We start from the raw sequence: 15,588 nt of genomic DNA on the forward strand, positions 1-15,588 counted from the left end.
CTTTCCGCCCCGCGCCCCGCCCCGCGCCCCGGCCGTTCCACGCCCTGGTCCTGCGAAGGCTCCGGTTCCACGCCGTCCGGGCCGGCCGGGGCCTGCGTCCGTCGCGTCAGGAGCGTCGTATGGCGGTGTCGGCGGCGGCCGGGCCCGACTGTGCGGGGACGGCGGTCGCGGCGGTGGCGAAGGGGTATTCGCGCAGCTTGCGCCAGACCCCGTCCGAGCCCTGCTCGTAGAGGGCGAAGCCCGCGCACTGCCAGGCGGCGGCGTAGTCGGCCAGCTCGGCGAAGGCCCGGTCCATCGCCTCCTCGGAGATCCCGTGGGCGACCGTGACGTGCGGGTGGTAGGGGAAGGCCAGCTCGCGGTCGAGCGGCCCCTCGGGGTCGCGGATGCGGCCCTGAAGGCTGGTGCAGCCCTCGACGCCCTCGGCGAGCCGGACGAAGACGACCGGGGAGAGGGGCCGGAAGGTTCCCGTGCCCTCCAGCCGCATCGCGAAGGCGGGGAAGGACCGCGCGACCTCGGCGAGGTGCGCGCGGATCGCCGGCAGGCGCCCCTCCTCCACCTCCGTGGGCGGGACGAGGGTGACGTGCGTGGGGATGCCGTGCGCGGCGGCGTCCCCGAAGCCGGCGCGCAGCTGCTGGAGCTGGCTGCCGTACGGCTCCGGGACCGCGATCGAAACGCCGAGCGTTACGGTCCCCACGTGATCTCCTCCGCGCTGTCTTGGTGTGTGGTCACATCGAGGTGGTCGGGTCGATGTGCTCGCATCGGGTGCTGCCGCCTCAGTGTGGCGGCAGCACCCCCTCGGCCGCCAGGGGCCTCGGTCCGTCAGTGCTTCGCGGGCACGAAGCCGATGCGCTCGTAGGCCTGCGCCAGGGTCTCGGCGGCGACCGCCCGGGCCTTCTCCGCGCCCTTGGCCAGTACGGCGTCCAGGGTCTCGGGGTCGTCCAGGAACTCCTGGGTGCGCTGCTTGAAGGGTGTGACGAAGTCGACCATCACGCCGGCCAGGTCGGTCTTCAGCGCGCCGTAACCCTTGCCCTCGTAGGCGGCCTCCAGCGCGGGGATCGACTCCCCCGTGAGGGTGGAGTAGATCGTGAGCAGGTTGCTGACGCCGGGCTTGTTCTCGGCGTCGAAGCGGATCTCGGCCTCGGTGTCCGTGACCGCGCTCTTGATCTTCTTCTCGGTGACCTTGGGCTCGTCGAGGAGGCTGATCAGGCCCTTGGGGGAGGACGCGGACTTCGACATCTTGATCGACGGGTCCTGGAGGTCGTAGATCTTCGCGACCTCCTTGACGATGTGCGCGGCGGGGAGGGTGAAGGTCCGGCCGTAGCGGTGGTTGAACCGCTCGGCGAGGTCGCGGGTCAGCTCCACGTGCTGGCGCTGGTCCTCGCCGACGGGGACGGCGTTCGCCTGGTACAGCAGGATGTCGGCGACCTGGAGGATCGGGTACGTGAACAGGCCGACGCTGGCGCTGTTGACCCCGCCCTTGGCGGACTTGTCCTTGAACTGGGTCATCCGGCTGGCCTCGCCGAAGCCGGTGATGCAGTTCATGACCCAGGCGAGCTGCGCGTGCTCGGGGACGTGGCTCTGGATGAAGAGCGTGCAGCGCTCGGGGTCCAGGCCGGCGGCGAGGAGCTGCGCGGCGGAGAGGCGGGTGTTCGCGCGGAGGTCCTTCGGATCCTGCGGCATGGTGATCGCGTGCAGGTCGACGACCATGTAGAAGGCGTCGTGCGTCTCCTGGAGGGCGACGTACTGGCGGATCGCTCCGAGGTAGTTCCCGAGGTGGAACGAGCCGGAGGTGGGCTGGATGCCGGAGAGCGCGCGAGGACGATCAGAAGCCATGCCGCCATTCTCTCAGGTACCGGCCCGCTCCCCGCCCCGCCCTTCACCCGTTCTCCGGGGCTTGCCCCGGCGAACGGTGGAAGGGCGGGGCGGGGACCGGCTACGCCACCGGGAGGCCCGGGGCGGGGTAGGCGGCCAGGAGGTCGGCCACCTCGGAGCGGATGACGCCCAGGGCCGGCTCGTCACCCTTGGCGGCGGCGTCCACCGCGCGGGAGATCCAGTCCGCGACCGCCGGCATGTGCTCGGCCGACAGGCCGCGGGAGGTCAGGGACGGCGTGCCGATCCGGATGCCCGACGGGTCGAACGGCTTGCGCGGGTCGAACGGCACCGTGTTGTAGTTGACGACGATGCCGGCCCGGTCCAGCGCCTTCGCCGCCACCTTCCCCGGAACGCCCCGCGAGGTGAGGTCCATGAGGATCAGGTGGTTGTCCGTGCCGCCCGAGACGAGGTCGAAGCCCCGCTCCAGCAGCGCCGCGGCCAGCGCCTTCGCGTTGGCGACGACCGCGTGGGCGTAGGCCGTGAAGGACGGCTGGGCCGCTTCGTGCAGGGCCACCGCGATGCCCGCCGTCGTCTGGTTGTGCGGGCCGCCCTGGAGGCCGGGGAAGACCGCCTTGTCGATGGCCTTCGCGTGCTCCTCCTTGCACATCAGCATCGCGCCGCGCGGTCCGCGCAGGGTCTTGTGGGTGGTCGTCGAGACGACGTCCGCGTAGGGCACCGGCGAGGGGTGCGCGCCGCCCGCGATGAGGCCGGCGATGTGGGCCACGTCCGCGACCAGGACCGCGCCCGCCTCCTGCGCGATCGACGCGAACGCCTCGAAGTCGATCGTGCGCGGCAGCGCGGTGCCCCCGCAGAAGAGGATCTTCGGACGCTCGGCCAGGGCCAGGTCGCGCACCGCGTCGTAGTCGATCAGGCCGTCCTCGGCGCGCACCCCGTACTGGACGCCGCGGAACCAGGAGCCGGTCGCCGAGACGCCCCAGCCGTGCGTCAGGTGGCCGCCCATCGGCAGGGCCATGCCCATCACCGTGTCGCCGGGCTTGGCGAAGGCCAGGTAGACGGCCAGGTTGGCCGGGGAGCCGGAGTACGGCTGGACGTTCGCGTGCTCCACCCCGAACAGGCCCTTGGCCCGCTCGACGGCCAGCGCCTCGACGCGGTCGATGTTCTGCTGGCCCTCGTAGTAGCGGCGGCCCGGGTACCCCTCGCTGTACTTGTTCTGCAGGACCGTCCCGGAGGCTTCGAGGACGGCCGCGGAGACGTAGTTCTCGCTGGGGATCAGCCGCAGGGTCTGCGCCTGGAGGGTTTCCTCGGCGGTGACGAGCGAGGCGAGTTCGGGGTCGGTGGCGAGCAGGGCGGGCTGGCGGTGCGCGGTCATCGCGGCTCCTCCGGGGTCGATGTCGTGTCTCGTCCCCGCGAGGCCCAGGCGAGCGGCCCTGTGTGCGGTCGTGCGCGCACGACTCCCCCGGAGTTGGTTCCCCGTACGCCAGTCGCCGTGCGTACCGAACACCTTAGCGGGCGCGGCACCCGGGAGGTTTCCGCGTCCACGATCCGAGCGACGATACAAAGGACGCCACCCATGTCACCCGCGTCACCAGCAGACGGACGATCGGAGACCCCGTGTCGAGAACAGCTGATGCCATCCGCTCCGCCGACGAGCACAGCGCGCACAACTACCATCCCCTCCCGGTCGTCGTGGCCTCGGCGGAGGGCGCGTGGATGACCGACGTGGAGGGGCGGCGCTACCTCGACATGCTCGCCGGGTACTCGGCGCTCAACTTCGGGCACGGCAACCGGCGTCTGATCGACGCGGCCAAGGCACAGCTGGAGCGGGTCACCCTCACCTCCCGCGCCTTCCACCACGACCGCTTCGCCGAGTTCTGCACCGAACTGGCCGCGCTGTGCGGCAAGGAGATGGTGCTGCCCATGAACACGGGCGCGGAAGCCGTGGAGACGGCGGTGAAGACCGCCCGCAAGTGGGGCTACGAGGTCAAGGGCGTCCCGGACGGGCAGGCCAAGATCGTCGTCGCGGCCGACAACTTCCACGGCCGCACGACGACCATCGTCAGCTTCTCCACCGACCACGACGCCCGCGACCACTTCGGCCCCTACACGCCGGGCTTCGAGATCGTCCCGTACGGGGACCTCACCGCGCTCTCCCGCGCCGTCACCGCCAACACCGTCGCCGTGCTGCTGGAGCCGATCCAGGGCGAGGCGGGCGTCCTGGTCCCGCCGCCCGGGTACCTGGCGGGCGTGCGGGAGCTGACGCGCGAGCGGAACGTGCTGTTCATGGCGGACGAGATCCAGTCGGGTCTGGGCCGCACGGGGAAGACCTTCGCCTGCGAGCACGAGGGCGTCGTCCCGGACGTGTACGTGCTGGGCAAGGCCCTCGGCGGCGGTGTGGTGCCGGTGTCCGCCGTGGTCGCCGACCGCGACGTCCTCGGGGTGTTCCGGCCCGGGGAGCACGGTTCCACCTTCGGCGGGAACCCGCTCGCCTGCGCCGTCGCCCTGGAGGTGATCGCGATGCTGCGCACCGGCGAGTACCAGCAGCGCGCCACCGAACTCGGTGACCATCTGCACCGGGAGCTGAACCTGCTGACCGGCGGGGGCGCCGTGACCGCGGTCCGGGGGCGCGGGCTGTGGGCGGGCGTCGACATCGACCCGGCGCGCGGCTCGGGCCGGGAGGTCTCCGAGAAGCTGATGGAGCGCGGGGTCCTGGTGAAGGACACCCACGGGTCGACGGTCCGGATCGCCCCGCCGCTGGTGATCTCCAAGGAGGACCTGGACTGGGGTCTGGAGCAGCTGCGGACGGTCCTCGCCGGGTGAGGGAGGAGGGGGTGCCCCGCCGGGCACCCCTTCGCCCTGCCGGCCGGGTCGTCGAGGGCGGCCGCGCGGGCCCCTAGGGCCTGTCGTCACACTCCCGTCGTCGCCCGCGGGGCAGACGGGAGTTTGACGACAGGCCCTAGAGGATGACGTGGGGCAGGAAGCGGGCGTACTCGTCCGTGACCGGGCCGGCAGATTCGCGGATGCCGAGTCCGGCCGCCTCCTCCTCGACCACCCAGGCGCCCAGGACCACGCGGTTGCCGTCGAAGTCGGGCAGCGGGGCCAGCGCCTGGAAGACGTACGTCTCCCCCTCGGCCGGGACGAACGGCTCGCCGCCCGGCTCGTGCAGGGTGACCCCGGCGCCCTCGCGCCCCAGCAGGGGCTTGGCGGCGAAGCCGCAGGTCTCGGCCAGCTCGCGCGGTCCGTCGAGGTAGGCGGGCAGCAGGTTCGGGTGTTCGGGGAAGAGCTCCCAGAGGATCGCCAGCAGCGCCTTGTTGGCCAGCAGCATCTTCCACAGGGGTTCGATCCAGGCGGTGGTTCCGGTGCCGCCGCCGTGGTCGTAGGTGCCGAGGACGTGCGGGCCGAACTCGTCGTCGACCAGCCACTCCCAGGGGTAGAGCTTGAAGCAGGCCCGGATGAAGCGGAGCCTGTCGTCGACGAACCGGTGGGAGAGGCTGTCCCAGCCGATGGTCTCCACGGACAGGGCGTGGGTCTCCAGCCCGGCCTGTTCGGCGGTCTCCTGGAGGTAGGCGACGGTCATCAGGTCCTCGCCGAGCTCGTCGGTCTCGGAGTGCGCGAAGTGCAGCGGGCCGGGCGGCAGCAGTTCGGCCTGCCGGCGCCAGGCGTCGACGAGCCGCTCGTGCAGGGAGTTCCACTGGTCGGCGCCGGGGAAGCGCTCCTCCATCCAGAACCACTGCGGGCTCGCCGCCTCCACCAGGGAGGTGGGGGTGTCGGCGTTGTACTCCAGAAGCTTCGCGGGGCTGCCGGAGCCGTCGTAGCGCAGGTCGAAGCGGCCGTAGAGGGAGGGCTGTTCGGCGCGCCTGCGCCAGGACTCGGCGATGAGCGCGGCGACCTTCGGGTCGGTGATGCCGAGGTCGGCGAAGCGGTCGTGCTCGACGATGTGGGCGGCCGCCGCCAGGCACATGGCGTGCAGTTCCTCGACGACGTTCTCCAGCGCCTCGACCTCTGGGAGGGAGAAGGAGTAGTACGCGCTCTCGTCCCAGTACGGGCGCAGCGAGTCGTCGGGGTAGCGGGTCAGCGGGTAGATCAGGCCCTGCTCCTCGACGGTCTTCTGCCAGTCGGGGCGGGGCTCGATGGTGTGGCGCTCCATGCGGGTCAGCCGCCGGAGGAGCCGGAGTGGCTGCCGCCGATGCCGCCGCGGGTGACGGCCGACTTGTCGAAGCTGCCGCCGGACACCTTGCCGTTGCTGACGGTGCCGCCGTAGTAGTACGCGCCGCGGCCGCCGCTCTTGCACTCCTTGGAGTTGAGGTGCTCCAGGGTCGACTTCGACGCGCAGCGCTTGTCGGGCTCACCGCTGCTGCCGCAGGCCACGAGGGTGGCGGCGAGCAGGCCCATGCCGCCGAGGGCGACCGCGCCGGAGCGCATGCGTCGTCGGGTGGTGTCGCTGGTGTCCATGGCGAGCACCTTAGATCGGCCGGACGGGGGGATGGAATCCGGCCGTTGTCACGCCCTTGTCACGGCGGCGGCCCTAGAGTCGCTTTTCGTGCTGATCGGAATGGTTTGCGCGCTGGGCGCGGCGGTGTGTTTCGGTACGGCCTCGGTCCTCCAGGCGATGGCGGCCCGGGCTGCGGCCCGCCCGGAGGCGGCGGGCTCGGGGGTGGACACGGCCCTCTTCCTGCGGGCGGTGCGGCAGTGGCGCTACCTGGCGGGGCTGGGGCTGGACGCGGTGGGTTTCGTGCTCCAGATCATCGCCCTGCGGCACATCCCGATCTACGCGGTGGGGGCCGCGCTGGCGGCGAGCCTGGCGGTGACGGCGGTGGTCTCGGCCCCGCTGCTGGGGGCGCGGCTGTCCCGGCTGGAGTGGGGTGCGGTGGCCGTGGTGTGCGCGGGCCTGCTGATGCTGGGGCTGGCGTCGGGTGAGGAGGGGGACGGCGAAGGCACCCTCGCACTGAAGCTGGGGCTGCTGGCGGTGGCCGGGCTGGTGCTGCTGGTGGGGGCGGCGGCCGGGCGGCTGCCGGAGGGCTCGCGCGCGCTGGTGCTCGGCCTGGCGGCGGGGACGGGCTTCGGGGTGGTGGAGGTGTCCGTCCGCCTCATCGACACCGTCTCCCTGCGGGAGCTGGGCAACCCGGCGCTGTACGCGCTGCTGCTGGGCGGGGCGGCGGCCTTCCTGCTGCTGACCTCCGCTCTGGAACGGGGTTCGGTCACCGCGGCGACGGCCGGCCTGGTGCTCGGCGAGACGGTCTGGCCGGCGCTGGTGGGCGTGGTCTGGCTCGGCGACCGCCCCCGCGAGGGCCTGGCCTGGCTGGCCGTGACGGGCTTCGCGGTGGCGGTGGCCGGAGCGTTGGCGCTGTCGCGGTTCGGGGAACCTACGGAGCCGTGACGGCTCCGAGGGACGGCCCCGGGGACCCCGTCAGGGAGCCTTGATACCCGCGACGAACGCCGCGAACGCCTCCGCCCGGAAGGTGAGCACCGGCCCGCCGGGGGTCTTGGAGTCCCGGACGGGGACTACGCCGGGGAGGTTGGTGGCGACTTCCACGCACTGGCCGCCGTTGTTGCTGTACGAAGACGTGAACCAGCAGGGTGACTCGGTCGAGGTCGTCACGGGGTGCCCTTTCGCAACGTGCTGATCATGGCCACGGAAGCCGCCTGGGACAGCGCCTCTGCCTGGAGCTGATGATAGGCCGTCAAAATCGGCAGGACCGCAGTGCTCTCCCTTTCAAGGTAGCCCCGTTGGGCGGACTCGGCATACGACATGAGCGTGCGGTCCGGCTGGGTGAGCACCGTCACCGGCAGGTCGAACGGCCGCCGCTCCCCCATGTCGAACGGCGCTACCTGGAGCACGGTGTTCGGTAGCTCAGCGAACTCCATAAGGTGCGCCAACTGCGCGTCCATGACGGCCGAACCGCCGATGGGCCTGCGCAGGCAGCTCTCGTCGAGCACCACGAAGATCAAAGGCGCCGCGCGCCGCACGAGGGACGCTTGCCGGCCCGTCACCATCGCGATCCGTTCCGCGGCCTGTTCCGGTGTGATCGCCCCACGCTTGACCGCCGCTTCGGCGAGCACCGTCGCGTACTCCCGGGTCTGCAACAGCCCCGGGACTACACCGACCTCGTACAGCCGGATCTCCGCCGCCCGCCCCTCGTACGCCACGAACTCCGGGAAACCCTCCAGCAGGCTGCCGTGCCGCATCTCCCGCCACTCGCGCTCGAACACATCCCCTGTCCCGAGCGCCCTGTCCGCACTACGCGCGAACGGCAAGGTCGGCACTTTGCGACCAGTTTCCACACCCGAGATGTGGGTGCTCGAATACCCCATCCGCTCGCCCAGTTCCTCCTGCCGCCACCCGCGTGCCGCCCGCGAGCTGCGCAGGTGCGCGCCGAAGGCGGCCTGAGGCGAACTCTCCGGGTTCAGTTCCTTGATGTTCACGAGGCTCCCACCAACTTCCTGTCCTCCCCTGGCACGTTGAATGCTTCCCTGCGAGCGGCCACGCTGAACCTGCCCAGTAGTTGCACGACTACGGAGAGGAGCGGCGGCATGTCCAACGCAGGGAACGAATGGCGCCAGCGGTTCAGCAGCACACGGCGGGGCGCACGCCTCGCCCGGCATCTGGCGGTGCTCGAACTGTGCCGGTGGGACTTCCCGCTCGGCGGGGACGAGTCCGACCGGGTGGCCCAGGTGGTCGCCGAACTCGCGGCCAACGCCGTGACCCACGGCTCCGTACCCGGGCGCGACTTCGAGCTCGGGCTCAGGCGGCTGGACGGGGTGCTGCGGGTGGAGGTGTCCGACGCGCACGCGGGACGGCAGCCCGACCTCCGGCCCGCCGGCGACGGCCACGGCTACGGGCTGCACATCGTCGCGGAGCTCTCCGACGCCTGGGGCGTCACCGGCCGGGTGGTCGGCAAGACCGTCTGGGCCGAGGTGGTCCCCCGACGGCGGGCCGCTACGGGAGCGCGGCCGTGAGGGCCTCCAGGGTCGGGGTCCAGGCACTGTCGACCGGGGTTCCGTAGCCGACCACCAGCGCCTCCCGCATCGGCATCTCCGTGTCCGGGTGCCGGTACCGCTCCAGCCCCTCCACCGCCACGCCCTGCCAGGCCGCGGCCCGGACGACCGCGCGCTCCGTGCCGGGCGGGAGGTCCAGCACCGCGTGCAGTCCGGCCGCGATCCCCGAGACGGGGACCCGTCCGCCCAGCGCGGCCACCAGTTCGTCGCGCCGGCGCCGGTAGCGCAGCCGCATCGCCCGTACGTGCCGGTCGTACGCCCCCGAGGTGATGAACTCCGCCAGCGTCAGCTGCTCCAGCGCGCTCGACGTCCACTCGGCCGGGCCCTTCGCCGCCATCACCTCGTCCAGCAGGTCCGGCGGGACCACCATCCACCCGATCCGCAGCCCCGGGGCGAGGGACTTGCTGGCGGTGCCGAGGTAGACCACCCGGTCGGGGTCCAGGCCCTGGAGCGCGCCGACCGGCTGGCGGTCGTAGCGGAACTCCCCGTCGTAGTCGTCCTCCAGGACCAGCCCGCCCGTGGTCCGCGCCCAGTCCACCGCCGCCGCCCGCCGCTCGGGGGTGAGGGCCGCGCCGGTGGGGAACTGGTGCGCCGGGGTGAGGAGCACCGCGCCCACGCGGGGGCCGAGCCCGGCGAGGTCCGGGGTCCGGGCGCCGGACTCGTCCACCCAGAGCGGGCGGGTGCGCAGCCCGGCGTCGGTGAACAGGTTCCGGTGCAGGTCGAGGCTGTAGCCCTCGACCGCCATCTCCCGCACGCGGCGGCCCCGCAGCACCTGGCCCAGGAGGCGGGCGGCATGCACGAAGCCGGCGCACAAAACGATGCGGTCGGGGTCGGCGTAGACGCCGCGGGCCCGCGCCAGGTAGCCGGAGAGCGCTTCGCGCAGCTCGATCCGGCCGCGGGTGTCGGCGCCGTACCCGAAGGCGTCGTTCGGGGCGTCGGTCAGGGCGCGGCGGGCCGCCGCCAGCCAGCCGGCGCGCGGGAAGCCGCCCACGTCGGGGGAGCCGGGCACCAGGCTGTACGCGGGGCCGCGGCGGGCGGGGCGGCGGACCCGGGGCGGGGCCGGGGCGCGGCGCGGGCGGGCGCGTTCGGCCACGCGGGTGCCGGAGCCCTGGCGGGCCGTGAGCCAGCCCTCGGCGACCAGCTCGGCGTAGGCCTCCGCGACGGTGTTGCGGGCGATGCCGAGGTCGGCGGCGAAGGTGCGGGAGGAGGGCAGGCGGGTGCCGGGTGCGAGCCGCCCGCTGCGGGCGGCCTCCCGCAGGGACTCGGTGAGCGCGGCCCGCAGGCCGCGTTCCCCGGCCGCCACGGAGGAGAGGTCCAGGTGCAGGTCGGCGCCGTAAGTGGCCCACGAATCCGTCATGGATATGGACCATATCGGCGGGCCGTCCGCTCCGTACGGTGGACCCATGAGCAACGAGACGAAGACCACGGAACTGGCCGCCGAGCACACCCCCCGCATGCAGCTGTTCAAGCTGGCCCCGGAGGCCTACAAGGCCGCCGTCGCGCTGGACGCCGCCACGCAGAAGGGCCTGGACCCGACCATCGCCGAACTGGTCAAGATCCGTGCCTCGCAGATCAACCACTGCGCGTTCTGCCTGGACATGCACACCAAGGACGCCCTCGCGGCGGGCGAGAGCGTCGAGCGGATCGTCCAGCTCAGCGCGTGGGAGGAGTCGAAGCACTTCTACACGGAGAAGGAGCTGGCGGCGATCGAGCTGACCGAGGCCATCACCGTCCTGACGGACGGCTTCGTCCCGGACGAGGTGTACGAGAAGGCAGCCAAGCACTTCGAGCAGGCCGAACTGGCCCAGCTGATTACGGCCATCGCCATGATCAACATGTGGAACCGGTTCGCCGTCACCACCCGGCTGTCCCCGGGGCACTACACCCCGGGGTCGCTCAAGCGCTGACGTCCGGCGGCCGCTATTCCGGCCGGAAGGAGTCCAGGGCCGCCGTCAGGTTGGCCCTGGTCGTCGTGGCGTCGGTGGCCGGGCCGGCCGCCAGGAGGGCCCAGCGGTTGCCGTCCGGGGCGGTGACGATGCGCTCCATGCCGCGGCGTCGGCCGTGGGACTCCGCGCTGTCGTACTCGTAGACCAGCTCGCAGGCGGAGCCGTCCACGGGCGTGAGGGACACCTGCTGGTAGGCGGGGGTGCCGCTGCCCAGCCGTTCGGAGGACATCCGCAGCAGCTCGCAGGAGCCGGTGGAACGCGGCTCCGAGATCCGGAAGATCTGGAGCAGGGCGCTGTGGTCCCCGCCGGGCGGGCGGTAGAAGGCCCCGTTGCCCTGTTGCTCGTGGCTGGCCCCCCACCCGTCGGGGACGGCCACCGAGAAACCGTCCTCGTTGCGCACCACGGTGAATCCGGGGCGTGCGGAGGGGCTCGGGGTGCCCGACGGGGTGGGGCTCGGAGCGGGGGCGCCCGTGGAGGGCGTACCGGGCTGCGGGGTCGCGGAGGCCGGGGCCGAGCGGGCCGGCGGGCGGGCGTCCGCGGCGGGGTCGTCCTTGCCGCCGATCAGCATCCACGCCGCGACGGAGGCTCCGCCGACCAGCGCCGCGACCACCCCGACGAGCAGCGGGGTCCGCCACTGCGGTGCCCGGCCGGCCTCCTCGTACGGGGGCGGCGGCGGGGGCGGCGGGAACCGCCCGGCGTGCACGGGCGGGGGCGGCAGCGGCGGCAGCCCCGCGTCCGGGGCGGCGGGCTGGGCGGCCCACCCCTGGCCGGCCGGCTGCTCGTACCACGCGGGCTGCCGCACCTGCGTGGGCGCCTCGGAGGCCGCGGCCCCGCGCCGACCGGGCTCCTCCCCGGCGCCCGGCGGCGTCGCCGCCCCACGGGGGTACCCGTCCCGCCCCGTCCACCCGGCGTGTCCGGCCGCCGCCGCATGCGAAGGCTCAGCCGGAGCTTTTGGCTCCGCCGGACGCGAAGGCCCGCCGGGGGTCTCCGGGGCCGCCGGGTTGTCCGGCTGCGCCGGGCCCGAAGACCCCGCCGGGGTTGCGGGCTCCGCCGGACGGGTCGGCTGCGCCGGGCCGGGCGGCTCCGGCGGGCGTGAAGGGCCCGGTTCGTGCGAAGGCGCGGGGGCGTACTCCGGCTCCGCCGGGCGGGTCGGTTCCGGGCCCGGCTCCCAGCGCTGGGTGCGCGGGTTCCACCAGGTGTCGTCGGCCGAGGACACCGGTCAGCCTCCCAGCCCGGTGAGCAGCCCGGCCAGCGCCGTGGCCGCGCTCATCGTCTCCACCAGCGGAGCCCACCGTTCCAGCGCCCCGCGCAGCCGTGCGGCCAGGCCGGGCCGGATCTCCCCGGCCCCTTCCAGCTCGGCCGCCGCGTCCTCCAGTTCCGCGTCGAGGTCCCCGCGCCCGCTGCTGCGGGGCAGCTGCACGAGCTCGACCCGCAGGTCCCGGACGGCCCGCAGCAGTTCGGCCGCCGTGGGCGGCCGGTCCTCCGCGGCGCCGTTGTGGACGGTGTTGGTGTTGTTGCTGCCGCCGATGCTGAAGGCGCTGTTGCTGACGTCGCCGATCCGGACCGGCCGCTCCGCGCTCCCGCTACTTACCACCGTTGCTCCCCTTGCCGCTCGTACCGCCCCCGGCGGTGTTGTGGTGGCCGGTGCCGCCCACGCTGAACGCGCTGTTGCTCACCGACTGGATGAAGGTGGCGCCCTCGGCCACGTGGACCGCGCGCTGCGCGAATTCCGCGGTGTGCCAGCCCGCCTCGTGCAGGGCGACGGTAACCCCGCCGACCACCCGGTCCTGAATCGTTTTCAGGTACCGGTCGAGGTCCATGAGGTGGAAGAGGGAGCCGTCGTCCATGGAGGCGATCTCCCGGACCGACAGCCGCGGCCCCTCGGGCCGGGCGCCACCGTGGCCACCGGTGACGATCCGCCACCAGCTGGCGACCCCGCGGCCCAGCGTGGCCACGGCTCCCCAGAACGATCCGGGGGTGGCCACGAGCGCCGCCACCGCCTTGCCCAGCCAGGTGTTGTTCAGGAAGCGCTGGGCCTCCGCGTCCGCGTTCTGGAAGTCGGTGCGTACGGGGAGCAGCACGTGCGGGGCGACCTCCAGCATCAGCATGCCGCCCTGCGTGTGGACCCGTACGAACACGGTGACGACGAGGTTCTCGTCCCAGCCGCCGACCCGGATGCGCAGGAAGTGCCGGCGGCGCTCGCCGCCCTCCTCCACGGCCCCGAGGCGGTGGGCGGTGAACTGGGCCCGCGCCTGCCCGGCCCGGTCCCGGTGCGGGAACCCCGCGGCCGGGATGAAGACGCACTCGTCCACGACCAGCTCGCGCAGCCGGTCCAGGACGCCGGCCTGCGCCTGCGGCGAGCCGTGCGGCGACGGGACGCGCAGCGCCTGGAGCAGGGGCACGACGCGCCGCAGGATGTCGGCGTTGGAGACGGGCTGCGGCTTGCAGTCGACACCGAGGTCGTCGCGGGGGCGCAGTTCGACGGAGAGCTGCCAGGGCCGGTACGGCTCCCCGGCTCCGGTGAACGGCTCGTTGATGTCGTACATGATCAGCGCCGAGCGCTGCTCGTCCCGGATCCGGTCGCGGACGCGGGCGAAGCGCGGGCTCTCCGTGACGGGGTCGGCGGACTGGTCGGCGTACCGGGTGGGATTGAGCTCCCGGGAGACGATCCGGGCGCCGTGGCCGCGCTGGAGCGCGACGAGGGTGACGAGGCCCGCGAAGACGAGGGGCAGCAGCCACAGGAAGAGGGCCGTGGAGTCGCCCGAACCGCCGCCGCCCGAGCCGCTGTACCCGCTGTAGCCGTCGTACCCGCGGTAGCCGCTGGAGCTCCCGGACCCGAAGGGCAGGAAGTCGTCGAAGAAGCCGCCCGGGCTCCCCGACATCGTGCCGGCCAGCAGCAGCCCGAGGAGGCCGAGGAGCACCGTCAGCCAGACGTAGACCCTGAGCACGAAGGCCAGGAAGCGCAGGAAGGGGTTGCCACGGCGCCGGAGCCAGTTGGCGAGGCTCAGCAGCAGGAAGGGCACGAGCAGCAGGGCGAGCGCGCCGCTGGTCAGCAGGGATCCCACGAACCACGCGCCGATGATCCCGGCGGCCCAGGCGAGCTCGACGCGCCGGGCGCGGAGCGCGTGGGCCAGGACGCGGGTGGCGTCGAACCCGTACGAGGGGGCGGCGATCCGCTCCTCGTGGACGTACAGCTCGTCGATCACCCGATCGCGGTAGCTGCCGTCGAGGTAGGTCCCCGCGCACAGCAGCCGGCCGGCCTCGCTGATGGAGGGGTGGACCGGTGGACGTCCGTCGCGCGGGTCCGCCGGGTGATCGCCGCCGGGCTGAGGGGGAATCAGGTGGTCGGTCACCGGCCGACCTTATTGAGCCCTTACATGAACCGACAGGCGAAATCACGCCAAAGCGCCCCGGCCTGGTTTGGCCGGGGCGCAAGGGTGTTCGTACTGATCAGGCGGGCGAGTGAACCCGCTGATCAGCGCGAGGGGATCAGATCAGGCCGAGCTCGCGGACCGCGTCGCGCTCCTCGACGAGCTCCGCCACGGACGCGTCGATGCGCTTGCGGGAGAACTCGTTGATGTCCAGGCCCTGGACGATCTCGTACTTGCCGTCCTTGCAGGTGACGGGGAAGGAGGAGATCAGGCCCTCCGGGACGCCGTAGGAGCCGTCCGAGGGGATGCCCATGGAGGTCCAGTCGCCGGCGGCGGTGCCGTTGACCCAGGTGTGGACGTGGTCGATGGCGGCGTTGGCGGCGGAGGCGGCCGAGGACGCGCCACGGGCCTCGATGATCGCGGCACCGCGCTTGGCGACGGTCGGGATGAAGGTGTCGGCCAGCCACTGCTCGTCGTTGACGACCTCGGCGGCGTTCTTGCCGGCGATCTCCGCGTGGAAGATGTCCGGGTACTGGGTCGCCGAGTGGTTGCCCCAGATGGTGAGGCGCTTGATCTCGGTGAGGTCGGCACCGGTGCGCTTCGCGAGCTGCGAGATCGCGCGGTTGTGGTCCAGGCGGGTCATCGCGGTGAAGCGCTCGGCCGGTACGTCCGGAGCGGCGGCCTGCGCGATGAGCGCGTTGGTGTTGGCCGGGTTGCCCACGACCAGGACCTTGATGTCGTCCGCGGCGTGGTCGTTGATGGCCTTGCCCTGCGGCTTGAAGATGCCGCCGTTGGCGGAGAGCAGGTCACCGCGCTCCATGCCCTTGGTGCGCGGGCGGGCGCCCACGAGGAGGGCGACGTTGGCGCCGTCGAAGCCCTGGTTCGGGTCGTCGAAGATGTCGATGCCCTTGAGCAGCGGGAAGGCGCAGTCGTCGAGCTCCATGGCGGTGCCCTCGGCGGCCTTCATGCCCTGCGGGATCTCCAGGAGGCGGAGCTTGACCGGCACGTCCGCGCCGAGCAGGTGGCCGGACGCGATGCGGAAGAGCAGCGCGTAGCCGATCTGGCCGGCGGCGCCGGTCACGGTGACATTCACGGGAGTGCGGGTCATGGCCTTCTCCGTTAGACAGCTGGCGGTGGGGCGTCCCCGCCCCATGTGCTGGGTCCCATGTACTGGGGAGGACGCCGCTTCCCTGTCCTGCGAATCTTGACGTGAAGAGACATCCGCGGTCAGGCTATCCGACCCGAGACGTCCCCAACCCCCCGGTGCCTGTGGTCCACGGCACACGACCCCCGGTTCCAAGGTCCGAACGGGCGCGCGGCCTGTACTCCAGGGTGGAAATCCGCCCTTTCGGGGGCCCTTCGAGGGCCCGGCGCGGGGGGGGGGGGGGGGGGGGGGGGGGGGGGGGGGGGGGGGGGGGGGGGGGGGGGGGGGGGGGGGGGGGGGG

16 protein-coding genes and 1 riboswitch are annotated in these 15,588 nt (G+C 72.9%); of the genes, 4 read left to right on the top strand and 12 right to left on the bottom strand.

Features of this window, described 5'->3' with window-relative positions; all coding sequences use genetic code 11:
- Positions 1-106: 106 nt before the first annotated feature.
- The 3 genes from WDV06_RS15890 to WDV06_RS15900 form a co-directional block, all read right to left on the bottom strand.
- Complete coding sequence (locus tag WDV06_RS15890; RefSeq protein ID WP_395510391.1) at positions 107-694, bottom strand: 2'-5' RNA ligase family protein; 588 nt, start codon at positions 692-694, stop codon at positions 107-109.
- A gap of 125 nt (positions 695-819) precedes the next feature.
- Positions 820-1,833 carry a tryptophan--tRNA ligase gene (gene trpS / locus WDV06_RS15895; RefSeq protein WP_395510392.1) on the bottom strand — a complete coding sequence of 338 codons (1,014 nt, stop codon included), beginning with the start codon at positions 1,831-1,833 and terminating at the stop codon, positions 820-822.
- A gap of 100 nt (positions 1,834-1,933) precedes the next feature.
- Positions 1,934-3,202, bottom strand: coding sequence for a serine hydroxymethyltransferase (locus tag WDV06_RS15900; RefSeq protein WP_395510393.1), 1,269 nt, complete (start codon positions 3,200-3,202; stop codon positions 1,934-1,936).
- Positions 3,203-3,237: 35 nt separating this feature from the next.
- Positions 3,238-3,328, bottom strand: a riboswitch (ZMP/ZTP riboswitch).
- A gap of 116 nt (positions 3,329-3,444) precedes the next feature.
- On the opposite strand from WDV06_RS15900, the gene rocD reads away from it, so the two are divergent.
- Positions 3,445-4,650 carry an ornithine--oxo-acid transaminase gene (rocD, locus tag WDV06_RS15905; RefSeq protein WP_395510394.1) on the top strand — a complete coding sequence of 402 codons (1,206 nt, stop codon included), beginning with the start codon at positions 3,445-3,447 and terminating at the stop codon, positions 4,648-4,650.
- Positions 4,651-4,786: 136 nt separating this feature from the next.
- Here the strand turns inward: rocD and WDV06_RS15910 are convergent, their stop codons facing one another.
- Complete coding sequence (locus tag WDV06_RS15910; protein WP_395510395.1) at positions 4,787-5,977, bottom strand: glutathionylspermidine synthase family protein; 1,191 nt, start codon at positions 5,975-5,977, stop codon at positions 4,787-4,789.
- A gap of 5 nt (positions 5,978-5,982) precedes the next feature.
- A complete protein-coding gene (locus WDV06_RS15915) occupies positions 5,983-6,282 on the bottom strand; it encodes a hypothetical protein (protein WP_395510396.1) in 300 nt (99 codons plus the stop codon).
- Positions 6,283-6,382: 100 nt separating this feature from the next.
- Here WDV06_RS15915 and WDV06_RS15920 point away from each other — a divergent pair, with 100 nt between their 5' ends.
- Positions 6,383-7,207, top strand: coding sequence for a DMT family protein (locus WDV06_RS15920; RefSeq protein ID WP_395510412.1), 825 nt, complete (start codon positions 6,383-6,385; stop codon positions 7,205-7,207).
- A 30-nt stretch (positions 7,208-7,237) separates the two neighbouring features.
- Here the strand turns inward: WDV06_RS15920 and WDV06_RS15925 are convergent, their stop codons facing one another.
- A complete protein-coding gene (locus WDV06_RS15925; protein ID WP_395510397.1) occupies positions 7,238-7,429 on the bottom strand; it encodes a DUF397 domain-containing protein in 192 nt (63 codons plus the stop codon).
- A complete protein-coding gene (locus WDV06_RS15930) occupies positions 7,426-8,253 on the bottom strand; it encodes a helix-turn-helix domain-containing protein (protein ID WP_395510398.1) in 828 nt (275 codons plus the stop codon). The genes WDV06_RS15925 and WDV06_RS15930 overlap by 4 nt, the downstream gene beginning before the upstream one ends.
- Positions 8,254-8,361: 108 nt before the next feature.
- Between WDV06_RS15930 and WDV06_RS15935 the strand changes: the two genes are divergently transcribed.
- Positions 8,362-8,787 carry an ATP-binding protein gene (locus WDV06_RS15935; RefSeq protein WP_395510399.1) on the top strand — a complete coding sequence of 142 codons (426 nt, stop codon included), beginning with the start codon at positions 8,362-8,364 and terminating at the stop codon, positions 8,785-8,787.
- On the opposite strand, the gene pdxR is transcribed toward WDV06_RS15935, so the two are convergent.
- On the bottom strand, positions 8,768-10,183 hold the full coding sequence (gene pdxR, locus WDV06_RS15940) for a MocR-like pyridoxine biosynthesis transcription factor PdxR (protein ID WP_395510400.1): 1,416 nt from the start codon (positions 10,181-10,183) through the stop codon (positions 8,768-8,770). The genes WDV06_RS15935 and pdxR overlap by 20 nt on opposite strands.
- 46 nt (positions 10,184-10,229) lie before the next feature.
- On the opposite strand from pdxR, the gene WDV06_RS15945 reads away from it, so the two are divergent.
- Positions 10,230-10,733 (top strand): carboxymuconolactone decarboxylase family protein, encoded by a 504-nt coding sequence (locus WDV06_RS15945; RefSeq protein WP_395510401.1) that lies wholly within the window; start codon positions 10,230-10,232, stop codon positions 10,731-10,733.
- A 13-nt stretch (positions 10,734-10,746) separates the two neighbouring features.
- Here the strand turns inward: WDV06_RS15945 and WDV06_RS15950 are convergent, their stop codons facing one another.
- From WDV06_RS15950 to WDV06_RS15965, 4 genes are all read right to left on the bottom strand, one after another.
- Entirely contained in the window at positions 10,747-11,574 is an 828-nt protein-coding gene (locus WDV06_RS15950) for a hypothetical protein (RefSeq protein WP_395510402.1), read from the bottom strand.
- A gap of 417 nt (positions 11,575-11,991) precedes the next feature.
- Positions 11,992-12,366: a hypothetical protein gene (locus WDV06_RS15955; RefSeq protein WP_395510403.1), complete on the bottom strand. Its 375-nt coding sequence runs from the start codon at positions 12,364-12,366 to the stop codon at positions 11,992-11,994.
- Positions 12,356-14,125, bottom strand: a complete 1,770-nt coding sequence (locus WDV06_RS15960; RefSeq protein WP_395510404.1) for a hypothetical protein — start codon at positions 14,123-14,125, stop codon at positions 12,356-12,358. Before WDV06_RS15960 ends, WDV06_RS15955 begins: the two co-directional genes overlap by 11 nt.
- A 136-nt stretch (positions 14,126-14,261) precedes the next feature.
- The gene (locus WDV06_RS15965) at positions 14,262-15,251 is read right to left on the bottom strand and encodes a malate dehydrogenase (RefSeq protein ID WP_395510405.1); all 990 of its coding nucleotides are present in this window, start codon (positions 15,249-15,251) and stop codon (positions 14,262-14,264) included.
- Positions 15,252-15,588 lie beyond the last annotated feature (337 nt).

It is taken from the genome of Streptomyces racemochromogenes, assembly GCF_044129415.1.
GTDB lineage: Bacteria > Actinomycetota > Actinomycetes > Streptomycetales > Streptomycetaceae > Streptomyces > Streptomyces racemochromogenes_A.

Bases quoted from the DNA above. Each gene is read 5' to 3' on its own strand.
- trpS (WP_395510392.1), bottom strand. From the start codon at position 1,833: ATGGCTTCTGATCGTCCTCGCGCGCTCTCCGGCATCCAGCCCACCTCC.
- WDV06_RS15910 (WP_395510395.1), bottom strand. From the start codon at position 5,977: ATGGAGCGCCACACCATCGAGCCCCGCCCCGACTGGCAGAAGACCGTC.
- WDV06_RS15945 (WP_395510401.1), top strand. From the start codon at position 10,230: ATGAGCAACGAGACGAAGACCACGGAACTGGCCGCCGAGCACACCCCC.
- WDV06_RS15935 (WP_395510399.1), top strand. From the start codon at position 8,362: ATGTCCAACGCAGGGAACGAATGGCGCCAGCGGTTCAGCAGCACACGG.
- WDV06_RS15920 (WP_395510412.1), top strand. From the start codon at position 6,383: ATGGTTTGCGCGCTGGGCGCGGCGGTGTGTTTCGGTACGGCCTCGGTC.
- WDV06_RS15915 (WP_395510396.1), bottom strand. From the start codon at position 6,282: ATGGACACCAGCGACACCACCCGACGACGCATGCGCTCCGGCGCGGTC.
- pdxR (WP_395510400.1), bottom strand. From the start codon at position 10,183: ATGACGGATTCGTGGGCCACTTACGGCGCCGACCTGCACCTGGACCTC.
- WDV06_RS15965 (WP_395510405.1), bottom strand. From the start codon at position 15,251: ATGACCCGCACTCCCGTGAATGTCACCGTGACCGGCGCCGCCGGCCAG.
- WDV06_RS15900 (WP_395510393.1), bottom strand. From the start codon at position 3,202: ATGACCGCGCACCGCCAGCCCGCCCTGCTCGCCACCGACCCCGAACTC.